This window comes from Aquimarina litoralis, from assembly GCF_039523995.1.
Classification (GTDB): domain Bacteria; phylum Bacteroidota; class Bacteroidia; order Flavobacteriales; family Flavobacteriaceae; genus Aquimarina; species Aquimarina litoralis.
Genome location: NZ_BAAAGE010000001.1, coordinates 76,944 through 91,912 on the forward strand (window position 1 = coordinate 76,944; position 14,969 = coordinate 91,912).

The 14,969-nt window shown below is 33.1% G+C and carries 13 protein-coding genes; 1 reads left to right on the forward strand and 12 read right to left on the reverse strand.

From position 1 onward, the window contains the following. Window positions 1-36: 36 nt before the first annotated feature. The 8 genes from ABD077_RS00220 to abc-f all read right to left on the reverse strand — a co-directional run bounded on the left by ABD077_RS00220 (window position 37) and on the right by abc-f (window position 10,224). Window positions 37-447: a response regulator gene (locus ABD077_RS00220; RefSeq protein WP_343909340.1), complete on the reverse strand. Its 411-nt coding sequence runs from the start codon at window positions 445-447 to the stop codon at window positions 37-39. Between the two features lie 318 nt (window positions 448-765). After that, window positions 766-1,272: a DUF3124 domain-containing protein gene (locus ABD077_RS00225; protein WP_343909342.1), complete on the reverse strand. Its 507-nt coding sequence runs from the start codon at window positions 1,270-1,272 to the stop codon at window positions 766-768. Window positions 1,273-1,465: 193 nt separating this feature from the next. Continuing rightward, window positions 1,466-1,648: a CPXCG motif-containing cysteine-rich protein gene (locus tag ABD077_RS00230; RefSeq protein ID WP_299605840.1), complete on the reverse strand. Its 183-nt coding sequence runs from the start codon at window positions 1,646-1,648 to the stop codon at window positions 1,466-1,468. A 55-nt stretch (window positions 1,649-1,703) separates the two neighbouring features. Continuing rightward, on the reverse strand, window positions 1,704-3,095 hold the full coding sequence (locus tag ABD077_RS00235; RefSeq protein WP_343909344.1) for a TolC family protein: 1,392 nt from the start codon (window positions 3,093-3,095) through the stop codon (window positions 1,704-1,706). Next, window positions 3,067-6,291, reverse strand: coding sequence for an efflux RND transporter permease subunit (locus tag ABD077_RS00240; RefSeq protein ID WP_343909346.1), 3,225 nt, complete (start codon window positions 6,289-6,291; stop codon window positions 3,067-3,069). Before ABD077_RS00240 ends, ABD077_RS00235 begins: the two co-directional genes overlap by 29 nt. 2 nt (window positions 6,292-6,293) lie before the next feature. Next, window positions 6,294-7,460: an efflux RND transporter periplasmic adaptor subunit gene (locus ABD077_RS00245; RefSeq protein WP_343909348.1), complete on the reverse strand. Its 1,167-nt coding sequence runs from the start codon at window positions 7,458-7,460 to the stop codon at window positions 6,294-6,296. A 167-nt stretch (window positions 7,461-7,627) separates the two neighbouring features. After that, window positions 7,628-8,083 (reverse strand): MarR family winged helix-turn-helix transcriptional regulator, encoded by a 456-nt coding sequence (locus ABD077_RS00250; RefSeq protein ID WP_343909350.1) that lies wholly within the window; start codon window positions 8,081-8,083, stop codon window positions 7,628-7,630. Between the two features lie 224 nt (window positions 8,084-8,307). Next, window positions 8,308-10,224: a ribosomal protection-like ABC-F family protein gene (gene abc-f / locus ABD077_RS00255; RefSeq protein ID WP_343909352.1), complete on the reverse strand. Its 1,917-nt coding sequence runs from the start codon at window positions 10,222-10,224 to the stop codon at window positions 8,308-8,310. Window positions 10,225-10,280: 56 nt separating this feature from the next. Between abc-f and ABD077_RS00260 the strand changes: the two genes are divergently transcribed. Next, window positions 10,281-10,667, forward strand: a complete 387-nt coding sequence (locus ABD077_RS00260) for a DUF983 domain-containing protein (protein WP_299605826.1) — start codon at window positions 10,281-10,283, stop codon at window positions 10,665-10,667. Here the strand turns inward: ABD077_RS00260 and ABD077_RS00265 are convergent. From ABD077_RS00265 to porL, 4 genes are all read right to left on the reverse strand, one after another. Further along, window positions 10,664-11,701 carry an NAD(P)/FAD-dependent oxidoreductase gene (locus ABD077_RS00265; RefSeq protein ID WP_343909356.1) on the reverse strand — a complete coding sequence of 346 codons (1,038 nt, stop codon included), beginning with the start codon at window positions 11,699-11,701 and terminating at the stop codon, window positions 10,664-10,666. The two genes, ABD077_RS00260 and ABD077_RS00265, sit on opposite strands and share 4 nt — an antisense overlap. 67 nt (window positions 11,702-11,768) lie before the next feature. Beyond that, window positions 11,769-12,659, reverse strand: coding sequence for a type IX secretion system ring subunit PorN/GldN (gene porN / locus ABD077_RS00270; protein WP_299605820.1), 891 nt, complete (start codon window positions 12,657-12,659; stop codon window positions 11,769-11,771). A 16-nt stretch (window positions 12,660-12,675) separates the two neighbouring features. Next, window positions 12,676-14,223 (reverse strand): type IX secretion system motor protein PorM/GldM, encoded by a 1,548-nt coding sequence (gene porM / locus ABD077_RS00275; RefSeq protein ID WP_343909358.1) that lies wholly within the window; start codon window positions 14,221-14,223, stop codon window positions 12,676-12,678. Between the two features lie 43 nt (window positions 14,224-14,266). Beyond that, the gene (porL, locus tag ABD077_RS00280) at window positions 14,267-14,893 is read right to left on the reverse strand and encodes a type IX secretion system motor protein PorL/GldL (protein ID WP_343909360.1); all 627 of its coding nucleotides are present in this window, start codon (window positions 14,891-14,893) and stop codon (window positions 14,267-14,269) included. Window positions 14,894-14,969 lie beyond the last annotated feature (76 nt).

A 14,969-nucleotide genomic window follows, 5' to 3' on the forward strand; every position in this document is an offset into this window, starting at 1 on the left:
TTTAGAGATTAGTTAATTTACGAGTTTTCTGGTACTTTAAACAGAAATTAACTCATTTTTTCCCCAATATTCTATCAAAGCTTTTATCTTTTCTACGTAATCTTCGTACTTTAATGGTTTTACTAAATATCCTGCGATCCCTTCTTCGTAGCACCTTTTCAGATCCTGATGATTATTTGATGTACTTAAAATGATTACTGGAACGTATTTTAATTGACTGTTAGATTTTAGACTTTTTAGGAACTCGATACCATTCATTTTTGGCATGTTCAGATCTAGTAAAATTAGGTCTGGAGTTTTGGTTTCGTCTTCTAAAATTTCTACAGCTTCTTCGCCGTTTGTAGCTTCTTCCAATTTACAAGCGTAGTTATTTTTTTGTAATACTCTTGTAAATTTCATTCTTTCGATCTCGTCGTCTTCTATTAATAAAATTTTTAAATTTCTCATCAGGTTTTAATTTTACACTTACGGGAATTCGCTCCTGTTTAGTAAAATTCAATAATTTTAACGAGGTAATCCCTTACATGTCGTTAGAATCATTTTAACTGTAGACGAATGGTAATTTACTGTCGACGAATGGAAATTCGGTGGATTATTGCTCAATTTTCAATGTTTCGAAGGGAATTTATACCTGTTCTTCGAAACCTGGATACATCTCAAAATGGTTGCAACATTCTTCTCAGTCTTCTACATATTTTTAGTGAAGATCAATAAATAGAAATATTTAGGCTATTATAAAAAAAAGATGTTCTAGATAAGTGTGTGTTATTTTATTCTTTTAGCCTGCGTGGTAAAAGACAATCCTTGCTGTCCTAATGTAGAAGTCATCACCCCTTCAAAAAGTGGTTCTGGGCAGTCTTCGGGTATTTTCCATTCAAAAATAAAATTAGAGCCTGTTCCTCCGGATATATCGATTTCATCGATTACGATTTCCGTGGTTTCCATTGGAACCAAATAGATTGGATGATCAAAATATTTCCTCACGGATTTACCATTTGTATCATAATATTCTGCTCTTAAAATATAAATTGTATCCAAATCACTGGTATTTCTTAAACTAACCATTGAGGTAAGATTATGGATCTTATGTTCGTTAATACTGTAAATCTGAGAATAGATTGACAAATATGATTTTCCATAGTTTAAAGAATCACTTAATTGTGATGTTACATTTCTTTTAGCCCAGTTTTCGGGATTTAAAGATCTATTTTCTTTATTCTCATCACAACTTAAAAAAGCAAAAACTATGATTAATGTGTATAAAATTCTCATTTTATTATTTACTATTTTTTTGATTAGAAGAACACATAAAAAATTTGAAAAACTGTTTTTATGTTACTCTTCAGAATGATATTACCGTAGTTCTTAAAGATAAACTTTTGTTGTGATTTTAATATCATAAATTAAAGGAATGTGTAATGAAATAACAAGAGCTAATTTTCACTGTTTGGTAAACAAAAGGCATTTATTGCTCAATATTCAACGCTTCGAAGGCTATTAATACCTGTTCTTCGAAACGCGGATGTATCTCTATAGGATTACAGCATACTTCGCAATCTTCTACATATACCTGATATGTAATAGAAGGATCTAATAACATTGATATTTCTTCCCAGCAGTAGGGACATTGAAAAAAATGTTCGAACATACTATTATATATTGTTATTTTTTGATCTTTTACTATCCAAAAGACTTCGTATTCCTTAAAATTCAATATTTAGCAATTGACCTGTAAGTTGCAATAATTGTAATTCTGCTAACTTAGCATCATATTTAGCCAAGTTTTTATTTGTTTTTGCATTTATGAGATTAATCTGTGCTTGTCGAAACTCTATAGAGGTAATCTGCCCCAGCTTGAAACGTTCTTTCGAACGCTCAAAATTATTCTGATTCGTAACTACGTTTTGCTGTTGTATTTCATACACTTTCAGTCGGTTTTCGTAGTTCCCTAAAGCGTTGGCAATATCCCTTTTAACTTGCTGTTCTACTTGTAACTTGGCTAATTCCTGATTATCTAGTGCTATTTTAGCATTTTTTACTCTTGTAATCGTTCCTCCTCCATCAAATAGATTCCAACTTAAACTTACTCCAGCAGCTAAGGTATATGTATCTCCTATGTTCCCTGGGAAAAATGCAGATGGTGGATTCCTATTTTCATTCCAGCCATAAGATCCATTAAGGCCAATTGTTGGTAAATACCCAGATTTACTTACCTTAATATCGTAATCACTGATACGAATATTACTTTCATTCTGTAATAAGGTAACGTTGTTTTCTATAGACTTTTCTATGTAACTATCCATTTCTAATCTAGAGATAAACTTCACTATCGTATCTACAGAGAATTGTTTTTCTAACTCATTATCTACAATTACATTTAGGTCTCTCTTGGTATTGACCAACTGTTGTCTGGTAGTTATCAAATTAATACTATCATTAGCGACATCTACTTCGGCATTTAATACATTAAGTTTTGTATTTTGTCCATACTCGAACTGATAATTCGATCGGGTTACTCGCTCTTTTGAAATACGTAGTGTTTCTTCCAAAATCTGCTCATTCTCTGTAAGTCTAGCCACTTCATAGTACACCGTAAATAATTGTAATAAAGTATTTTCTATGGTTTCTCTTGCTTGTAGCTCTGTAAGATTGTATTGCTCTTTTAATCTCTTATAATTATAATATCTTCCTAAACCATCAAACAATGTATAGTTGAGGTTTAAAGATGCGTTATAACGTTGCGTCTCTGCGCCAAGAATTTCAATGTCTGGTCTTGGTCTTGTAATTGAGTCCATAGTTCCCTCTACAGGAACTCTTATGGTTGCTCCTGGAAATGAGGTCGTTGTTGATGTTTCTTGATAATTTGCACCAGCATTGGCTGTTAATGTTGGGAGGTATCCCGAATTTAGAATCCCTTTATTATTTTTAGCAGTTTCAATAGTGTTGGTTGCTATTAGAATTCCATAATTGTTTTCTAATGTTAACCGAATTGCTTCTTGTTTCGTTAGTTTTTGGGCAGCAACACTACCAGCAACTACCACCAACAAGATAAATGTAATCAGTGATTTATGGTTGTAATTCATATTGCTCTTCATGTTCCTCTTTTTGTTCTTTGATAGCTCTTTCTACTTCTTCTTTCGTTATTTTATTACCAGTAGCTAACCACTTCGTTCCTACTTTAATAGTATTACTAAACGACAGGAATAATGGTAAAACTAATAAAGTAAGTACAGTGGCAAATCCAATCCCGTACGCTATTGAAATTGCCATTGGTATCAAGAATTTAGCTTGTCTACTTTCTTCAAAAATTAATGGTGCTAATCCTGCTATGGTAGTTAAGGATGTTAGAAAAATTGCTCTAAATCTTGATTTACCAGCTTCATAGATGGCATTATCAAAAGTCATTCCTGCTCTTAAATTACTATTAAACTTACCTATAAGTACCAACCCGTCATTAACCATAATACCTATAAGAGCAATGATCCCTAATAGGGATAATATATTAATTGGAAATCCGTGTATCCAATGTCCAAATGCTACAGCTGGTAGGCTTAATGGAATCAACAGAAGTAATAATAAAGGTTGACTATAACTTCTAAAAGTAAAAGCGATGGTGATATAAATTAAGGCTAATGCTGTTAAACCAACTGGACCTAGAGATCCTAAAAACTTACCTGCCTCTCGATTTTGTCCTTCATACGATGGAGTAACTGTAGGGTATTTTGCAATAATATCTGGCATGATTTCGGATCTTATTTCTTCTAATACATCCGTAGAACTTGTTGTTTCTGGATCTTTTAAATCTGCCGAAATTTGTACTTCTCTTCTCCCATCTAAATGATTAACTGCAACATCGCCTCTTTCTATAGAATAATTTACAATTTCGTTTAATGGAATTCTTGCTCCAGTTGGTGTCGAAATTCGCATATTATCAAGATCTAAAATAGAAGATCGATTTTCTCTATCATATCGCACCCAAACTCGTATTTCGTCCTGACCTCTTTGGAATCGTTGTGCTTGTATTCCAAAAAAACCACCTCTTACCTGAGCCATCACATCTCTAAGATTAAGTCCTAAAGCATATGCATTCTCTTTAAGTTCTATTTTTATTTCTTTAATACCGGCTGGGTCATTATCTGCTACATCTTTTAATCGAGAATCATTTTCTAATATCGTCTTAAACTCCTGCTTTGCTGCTTTTAATTCTTTGATATTACTTCCTAAAAGAGAAACAGAAACTGGACTTCCTCCAAAATTTCCACCCGATCCAAAAATTAATCGTTCGGTTCCAAAAACCGGACCCACTTTTTCACGAATACGATTAGCTACTAATCCAGAATTTAGCTCATTAGGCCGCTCTTCTCCTGGTAGCATATTAATTCTTAATGATGCATTCGAAGATGACGAAATACTTCTAATGATATTTTCGAAAAGTTGTTTCCCTTCATAATCTTCTCCTCCCAAATATTCTTCGCTAAGTTCTTTATTTACGATCCAAGCTTTCTCTTCGATCATAGAGATGATAGAATCTGTAATTTTCTCATTGGTTCCGTTAGGCATTCCTAAATCCACTGAGATTACATCACTAGCAATACGTGGAAAAAATGCTGTTCTTACAATTCCTCCTCCAATACTTCCTCCTGTAAGGATTAGAATCACTAGAAAGATAGAAAAGGTAAAAATCTTATTCTTTAAAGAAAAACTGAGCATTGGGCTATAAATATTATCTCTAAGCCATCTCATAATTCTATCTCCAAACTTATTAATATCTCTTAGCTTAGAGAAAAGTTTAGCGATCCCCTTCTTTGGTTTATTATCTTCTGCTTTTAGTGCTTTTGAATGCGCTAAATGCGCAGGTAAAATTATCAGTGCTTCTACCAAAGAAACAGTAAGAGTAAGTACTACAATTACGGAAACTTCGCCAAAGAAATCTCCAATACGACCATCGAGAAACAAAAAGATTCCAAACGCTAATATTGTAGTAATAATGGCAGAAACGATCGGTGGTATCACTTCCATAGTTCCATCTATCGCGGCCTGAATAGGACTTTTGCCTTTTTCATAATGTTGATAGATATTTTCTGCTATAACGATACCATCATCAACCAAAATACCAATTACAATAATCATCCCAAAAAGAGATAATACATTGATTGTTACATCAAAATAACCTGCAAACACAAACATTCCTAAGAATGCTATTGGCAGTCCAAAAGCGACCCAAAATGCCAATCGTGTATTTAGGAACAATGATAAAAATATTAATACCAATATCATTCCGATAATGGCGTTTTCGGTAAGCAATTTAGTTCTTTGTACCAATGTGATCGAACGGTCGCTAATTACGTTTAACTGAACATTGGTATACTTCTCATTAAATTCGGTAATGTACTCTTTTGTTTTTTCTGCAGAAGAAATTAGGTCTTCGGTATTGGTACTTGTGATTTGAATATTAACCGCTAAATCTCCATTAAAATAAGATGCGTTCGGTGATTCTGAAAAACGATCTCTTATCTCAGCAACGTCTTTTAGTCTAATAGTTCTACCAGATGCTTCTGCTCTGATCACCAAATTAGAAAGTTCACTAGCATAATAAGACCTGTTATTCGCTCTTATCAGATACTCTTCTGCATTCGTTTTAATGGTACCACCAGTAGTTAAAATATTAGCTTGACTTACTGCCTGAGCTACTTCGTTAAAACTCAACTGATATGCCAGAAGACTTGTTTCATTAACTGCTATCTCTATTTCTTCATCAGGATATCCAGTAATACCGATTTGAGAAATTCCTTCAATTCCTCTTAGATCGTTCTCAATCTGTCTGGCAATTTGTTTTAGTGTGCTTAAAGGTATTTCATCTCCACTTACCGCAAAATTAATGGTTTGTCTAATGGCTTCTTGCTTCGACACCACGATCGGTTCCATTCCTGTCGGAAATGTAGGTACTCTATCTACAGCATTTTTAACTTCGAGTAGCATAAAATCGATATCCTTTCCTTTCTCAATTTCTACGTTAATACTACCACTATTTTCTCGAGATGTAGAAGTTACCCTTTCCACTCCTGCTAATCCTTTAAGATTATCTTCGATCTTAAGAATAATTCCTTCTTCAACTTCTAATGGCGAAGCTCCTGGATATACCACACTAATACTGACATTCTTGGAATCCGTTAGCGGAAAGAAAGAAGACTTAAGAGAAAGCGCTCCAAAAATCCCAAATACTATAAACGCAATTACGATGACATCTACAGCAACATGGTATCTAATAAAATAAGAAATAATCTTACGCATAGTTACTGTTTTGAATTTGTACTAATGATATTGTTACCTTTTGCCCCTTGCTTGTTTTTCTTTGATTGATATATCTTAACTAACATTCCAGCGTAAGCTCCTGGAACAGGTTTATTTAATATCACATCACCATTTGGAACTCCTGTAAGGATCACTTTTTTATCCGAAAAATATACAGGCTGAACATCTATTACATCTAAAATGCTATCTCTAACTACAAAGATTTTACTATTTTGTTGTAACAAATTCCTATCAATCTCTATTGCATTTTCAGCTTTTCTTGCATTTAAATTTGCTTCTAAATACATTCCTTCTTTTAATGAAGGATCTTTTACTTCTATAAAGGTGGTTATGGTTTGAGTAGCCTGATTTACACTTCCATTAATTCTAGTGACAACACCTTGATATTCTTTGGATTTATCTAAGTTAGAAAGCTCAACAGTTTCTCCAATTTTTAATAAATCTGAATATTCTTTACTAATTGCCACTTCTATTTCATAAGCACTTGTATCTATAAACTCTCCAAGTTTCTGCCCCTGTCTGATTAATGTTCCTTCTGTAACCAATGCCTCTGTTAAAATACCGGAGAATGGCGCAGAAATGGTATATTTAGATAACCGCTGCTCTAGGTTTTTTACATTGTAATAAGTACTGTAAATATTACGCCCAGTGATAAAATATTTTTCCTTTTCTGAAGTGGTTTCCGGAAGTTCTGGAGTTACTTTATTAATATCAAAATTTGTTAAATACGCTTGCCATTTATCATAGATATCTGGGTAGTCTAAACGCAAATCTGGCATTATTGACGTAATTAAGTTGTATAAATTACTCTTGGCAGATTGTACTGAAGCGTAATATTCTGAAGCATCAATTCTTATTAATTTTTGTCCTTTTTGATAAGGCTGTCCGGTTTTAAAAAGCTTCGTACCTCCTCTAAAAACACCTTGTACTTCCGAAAAAAGCTCTAATCTTCTTTTTGCGGTAAGATTACCATTTGCAGATATCTTTATAGGCACAGTTCCATTTTGTACGGTATCTACAAAAACTGTTTTTATCACTTTTGCAGCTTTTGGTTTTATTTTGGTCTTATTATCGACTATCTTCTTTGCTGCAAATACTGCAACAACTATCAATAATATACCAAGAATAGAAAGTATTATATTTCTCATACACACTTAATTGTTTAAACTTTCAATATGACAAGCTGCACAAAACTATATACTACTAACTTGGGTTCCAGTTAAAGAACTCATAAAATAAATTTCCTAGATAAAAACAAAAAAGACATCTAGATTTTAGATGCCTTTTTTAATTTATTTTTAAGATTACCTATATGCTAATCTGCTATTTCTGCTATTTTAGCTTTCACTTTTTTCAAAGTGTTGATTAGATTTTCAATCTCCTCTTCTGTCAAGCTTTCTTGTACTGCAGGAATAAGATCATACATAATAGGCGTCACTTTTTCAATAACTTCTTTACCATAATCGGTAAGAAAAATTCGGTTAACTCGTCTATCATTTTCATCACTTTTTCTAACTACAAGATCCTTACTCTCCATCGTATTTACCAATCTGGTCATAGATGTTTTATCTCGATGTGTAATAAAAGCTAAATCATTTTGTGATTGACCATCATTTACATTAAGGCGTTTCAGGACACTCCATTGTTCCTTTGATAAATCCAATCCGTTTTCACCAAACGCTTTTTGAACTAAAAATCCAAAGTCGTAGTGAATCTTTCCAATCCAGGACAAAGCGTGCGCATTTAAATCAATTGCTAAGGTATCATTCATACACTGTATAATTTAATTTACGGTACAAAAATATCCATAAATATCCATTTGTACCCGATACTAACGATAAAAATTACACCGCAGTATATCGGTTATTTAGCCTTAACATTAAGGTAACATACTCAAATTCAAGGATGTTTAATAAAACCTTAATTACGATATAAGAATGACAAATTAGGATTCTATTTTTTAACTTTTTTTGAAATTTATACAGAAAGTTAATTCTATGCTAAAGCATCAATTTCTTCTTGTATTAACTCCCAGCTATCCATTAAAGAAGCTAATTCTTCTTTTTTTGCTTGATATTTATCAAAAAAATCAGGTTCTGCTATTGTTTGATCATAGTTAATAGCTAATTCTACATCTATTTCCTTGATTTCTTTTTCTATCTTATTGATCTTAGATTCAATATTACTCAATCGATTATTGAGTGATTTTAGTTTTTTCTGATTTTCATAAGATTGTTTCGCACTTTCTTTGGTGTCAGAAACGGTTTTAGACTCTTTATCCTTCTTTTCGATATCTCTGAGATCGTCCACTCTTCTTTGCTCTAAGTAGTAATCGATATCCCCCAAATACTCCTTAATCTGTTTGTTTTTGAACTCATATACCGTATTAGTCAATCCTTGTAAAAAATCTCTATCGTGAGATACCAGAATTAAAGTTCCCTCGAAATTTTTTAATGCTTCTTTTAATATGTTTTTAGATTTAATATCCAAGTGATTTGTTGGCTCATCCATTACCAACACATTAAAAGGTTCTAGTAGCATTTTACACAATGCTAATCTATTTCGCTCTCCACCAGAAAGTACCTTTACCTTTTTTTCTACGTCATCACCTCTGAACAAAAACGCCCCTAGCATATCTCGTACCTTACTACGAGTTTTTTCATTGGCAGCATTGATCATCGTATCGTGAATGGTTATCTCTCCATCCAAATACTCTGATTGGTTTTGGGCAAAATATCCAATTTGCACATTATGCCCAAGCTTCAGATGACCTGTATGAGATATTTCATCAATAATAATTTTGGCTAAAGTGGATTTTCCTTGACCATTCTGACCTACAAAAGCCGTTTTGGAACCACGTTCTACTAGTAAATCTATATCTTTTAAAATTTCTTTCTCTCCATAGTTTTTACCTACACTTTCAGCTTCAATAACCACCTTACCAGGTTGCACGCTTACAGGAAAACTAATGTTCATAACGGCATTATCATCTTCGTCTACCTCTATTCTCTCTACTTTATCTAATTTTTTGATTAAAGACTGCGCCATAGAGGCTTTGGTAGCTTTTGCCCTAAACTTTTCGATTAATTTTTCAGTTTGTTCGATCTGTTTAGATTGGTTTTTTTGTGCAGCAAGTTGTTGCTCCCTGATTTCTTTTCTTAACACTAAATATTTAGAGTAAGGCTTATTATAATCATAAATTCGTCCAAGAGAAATCTCAATAGTTCTATTGGTCACATTATCAAGGAACATTTTATCATGAGAAACGATTACCACAACTCCCGCATAATTTTTTAAAAAATTCTCTAACCAAATAATTGATTCTATATCTAAATGGTTAGTAGGCTCATCGAGCAACAGGATATCATTGTTTTGCAATAGTAATTTCGCTAACTCTATTCGCATACGCCAACCTCCAGAAAAGGTGTCGGTAAGCTTATCAAAATCTTCTCGAAGAAATCCTAAACCTTGTAAAACTCTTTCTGTCTCTCCCTGATAGTTATAACCTCCTAAAATCTCATATTGCTGTGTAAAATCACTAAGATCTGTAATTAATTGGTTATAACTTTCACTTTCATAATCTGTACGTTCTGCTAGCTGAGCATTGATCTTATCAATGTCTCTTTCTATTTTCTTTATTTCTGTAAAAGCCTCATACGATTCCTCTAGAACCGTTCTACCTAAAACAAAATCTATATCTTGTTTTAAAAACCCTATTTTCACGTCTTTATCCATAGCAATTTGCCCTGAATCTGGCTCCTGCTCTTTGGATAAGATTTTAAGCATTGTGGATTTTCCCGCGCCATTTTTTCCAACAAGTCCTACTCGGTCTCCTGCATTTAATCTAAATGCTATTTCTTCGAAAAGGTATTCTCCTCCAAATGAAATAGAAAGGTTGTGTATGTTTAACATCTGCTTTAGAATATTTTGTGCAAAGATGATTAATTTTGTAATAGAATAAAAGTACTATGAGCTTCTTAAAAGGAACTAAAATATATAGCATCTTCACTGGCACTTGTCCTGTTTGCCAAAATGAAAGTATGTATAAAGAACAAAATCCTTATAAATTAGGAAGGATTTTTCAGATGCATGAACGTTGTAGCCACTGTAATACAAAGTATAAAATAGAGCCTTCTTTTTTTTATGGAGCCATGTATGTTAGTTATGGAGTAGGAATTGCATTTGCGGTAGCCGCTTTTGTTATAGGAAATCTTATTCTAAAATTTAATTTACTACAAAGCTTTTTTATCATCGTCGGTACGTTAATCGTATTTTTTCCTGTTATCCTTAGATTATCCCGTAATATCTGGATTAATCTATTTATGCACTACGGAAAAAAGAAAACAGCATCTTAGTCAAACCTTTTGATGTCTATTTCAGTATGCAATGGAGTACTCTTCGTAATATAATCGTATAACCCTTTTGCGGCATACGGACCAATTAATATACCTCTACTTCCTAATCCATTAATTATATGCAAGTTTAGGTGTTCTCTATGAGTCCCCACAAACGGCCTTCTATCTTTTGTTGTTGGTCTAATACCAGCTACTTGATCAACTATTTCGTAATCCACATTTAGAAAACGATCTAATTTCATACGTAATTCTTCTTTAGCCAACTCAGTAACAACAGAGGTTTTATCATCTCGATTATATGTAGCTCCCACCTTATAAAGATCACCTCCCAAAGGAATAATAAATATAGAAGACTTTACTGCTTCCTGTAATTGCAAATCTTTGGACTTAATAATAATATATTCTCCTTTATTTCCTTGCAGTGGCAAGTAATTAAAAAATGGATTGTTTCGTAATCCATAACCTTCACAAAAAATGATATTCTTAGCTCTTATCCCTTTATAACTAACATAGTCTTCTTGAACATCTAAGGCAGTATGCTCAAAAGATTCTTTAAACAATAGTTGTCTAGTCTCTATATAACTTAGATAAGAACACAACATTTTTTTTACCTCAATTCTTCCTGTATGTTTTACTTGACCAAATTGGAAAGGGATATCTAAAGCTACATTTTCATTTTTAACTAAATCCGAAGAAAGAAATTCATTCAATATGGGCTTGTCGCAAGCTGTAAACCATAAATTCTGTTCTTCTACAGTATTAAATCTTCTCAATACCGGTAGTTCTGTGATAAAAGATTCATTAAGTTGTTTTTCTACATTTTTATATACAGATAATGCCAAAGCCAATTGCTCCGAAGCCATCCATGCAGGTGTAAATCTCTTCAAAATTACTGGATTATATAATCCTCCAGCTACTCTTGAAGATAGCTCTGAATTATTCTCAAAAACCACATAAGACTTTTGATTTCTATCCAGTATTTCTGCAAAAGACAATCCTGCTAATCCAAAACCTACGATTATAAAATCCTTCATATATTAAAAATAACAAAACGCCCAACAAGAGTTGGGCGTTTCAATATTATATTAGAAACATTAGAGTTTAATAACTCCACATATCCATTTCGAAATTTCTGATACTTTCTTTAATTCGTTCACTTTCTAACAACTGCATTAAAGCATTGTCTATAATATATTCATTCACCTCTCGGTCACCCTGAATATTATCTTCTTTATATATGACCGAACTAAATCGTCTTGCATTTAAAATATGATCATAAGTAAAAGGCATAGAAGTATTTTTCCTATTAAATGCTTTCGCTTTATGTAAAATCTCTCTTACATCAGGATACCACACCCAAAATAATGGAACCATATCTGGCTCATCATCATTAAGGAAGTTAACATCCGGAGCTACTGGGGCGATACCTAATAGTCGATATCTTAATTCTCCTTGACGCTTGTCAAAATACCAATATCCTCTAATTTTATACTCTGATATATCCGCAGCACCAATTGTAGTTGTCTCAATATACTGAGGATCTACCGGCTCACCTGCATTATACTGCTCATATCCTAAATCTAACGTATCTATTTTAGATAATGTACCATCTAAATCACTTAGCGTACGTGTTTCTGTAAAATATGAATCTGCGTAAATCTTTTTAATTTTCCCGTTTTTAACATTAGCTAATAAGATATCGTATAATGCTCTTCTATCAGAACCAATGTTAACGGTATCAATTGGGTAATACAAAGGGAAATTAATACGCTCATCTAAGTCTATAGTTTCCCAAGTAGTCTTTGCCCACAATACATCACGCTCATCAACATAACCATACTCTAACGGAAGGTCATTATCTAACTGAATTTGTTCGATTGTCTTCTTCCCAATATCTTCTGGGCTTCCAGCATTCAAAATGTTAGCCTGACCAAACGAGAACATTGTCACGAATAGGCTAAAAACGGTTAATAATAAATTTTTCAAATTCATAATTATTAGTTTACTTTTAGTTCGTTAGCTCAACGATCACCGGAGATATTTTCTTTAACTTATATCCTTTATTCGTTTTAAGCTGAGCTTTGATATCCATTACCTGAACTGTAGATCCTCTTTTCGCTTTTTTCAATGCTGATTTTGCTCTAGAATCTAATCTACGACCTCTTACATTAATCGTTGGTTGTCCACTTACTTTAAACTTAAAGCTTGTAACATCTAACTTAATGTCGAAATCAAAGTCTGGAAGAATCGCACCAATAGATGCTTTATCTAAACCACTTTTAGACATTTTGATACTTCCGTCTTCTCCTCTAACAGTTCCAACAGGTCTTGGAATATCTTTAATTCTAAATTTCTTACTATCACTTACAGAGCTACCATTAGGTAATTTTCCACTTACTTTAATAGCAACTTCTCTAGCTTTTATAGCTGTAACGTTCATTACATACTTACCAGCTCCACCCACTTTCTTAAGTCCTGGTGCAGTAGCATTTACTGAAGGAACTCCTGGGATAGAGATTGTCATTGGGTTTTGCACTCCTCTATATACCACATTCATTTTATCTGCAGAAATTACAGCTGAATTTGGCTTAGGAATTACAGCATAAGAACTTTTAATAGGAATAGTTACTGTTGAATCTCCTTCTTTAAATTGTAATTCACCTTTTACTTCTCTTTCTCCTACGTTTCCAGCTGGAAAATCAAGCATAATCTGTCCATTTTGAACTTCTGATTGCTCTTTTCCGTTAACCATTACTTTAGTAGGCTTTAATGTAGCATCAAAACGCCCTAAAACGATACGTCCTTTAAATTTCTCACCACTAAAAAAAGCAGTCTTATCTGGAACAACTATTGCTTCGTAGTTACTAAAAGAAAGTTCTGAAGCTTGCTGACCTGCTAATAACGCAGAAAGCACTTTACTCTCTGTAGTCTTAACATCAGCCTGCATTTGAGTAAGTTTGGTAATTGAAGCTACTAATGGAAATCCTTCAAAATTGTAATTTAACCAATCTTTAGAAACTCCAGCTCTATCTTTTACTTTTTCAGTATTAAAAGTATTTTCTACATCTGTAGCTACCTGACCATCAACCTCCTTTACAGAGCGGATAGCAGTAACAACTCCTTCTCTATAAGTTTTAATCTTTTCTAAGAACTCTGTTGCAGCTGCAGTAGTCTTACCTCCTTCAAAGAATTTAGTATCTAATGCATCTGGCTTATCCATTGTTTCATAATCTGTTGGATCATCAGCTGTCTCTAATAACTCAGACTTTAATTGTTCTACATAAGTATTAAAGTCATTAGAAAAGCTACTAATTTGATCTGCTTTTTCTTTTAATGGAGTGTACTTCTCTGGTTGTTCCGAAACTTTTTCAGCTAGACCAGTCATAAATGCCGAATTACGCTCAGTAGCAATAGTATTAGCCGTAGTTAGTTTCTCATTCATTAAACCGAATGCAGACAATACTTCTTTTGACATATTTAATGCCATCATCGCTATAAATACCAAGTACATAAGATTAATCATCTTCTGCCTTGGTGATAATTTTCCTCCTGCCATATTTCTATATTTTGGTAGTTATAATTTTAATTAATGTTAAATACTAGCTTCTGTTCATAGCACTTAACATACCACCATATACTCCATTAAGAGAAGAAAGGTTACTTGACAAGCTCTTCATTTGCTCTTCTAAAGCTTTTGCGTTGTCTGCGATAGCCTGATTAGCTTCAGCTTGTTTAGCAGAAGATTCTAACTGTACTTTATATAAGCTATTTAATGACTCTAAGTGAGTAGCTGCAGCAGCCATTTCTTCACTATATTTTTTAGTTCCTTGAATAGCATCTACACTAGGAGCGATTCCTTTTGCAGCACCTTCGAAATTACGAATACTTTCACCAAGACTGTTCATTAAACTAGTATCTAATCTAGCTTCTTTCAACATTTCATCTAATTTCTTAGATAATAATCCTTCTGGAGTTTCTTTTTCTTTCTTGTCTCTTTTAGATCCACCAGCTAATTCTGGATAAACCAAAGACCAATCTAGCTCGTCATCTACAGGTTCAAATGCAGAAACTGTAAATACTAATGCTTCTGTAATAAGACCGATGATTAACATCTCGTTACCAAAAGGCCAGTGCATAATTTTAAATAAAGCTCCAAGGATTACTACAGCCGCTCCGAGACCGTATACCATGTTCATTAACTTCTTGCTTGATTTTGAATTTGCCATAATAAATGTGTTTAGTTTTTTTAAATTTTTTAAATATTAAATTAAAAAAAAGGGTTAGTAATTAGGGTTGATAGAT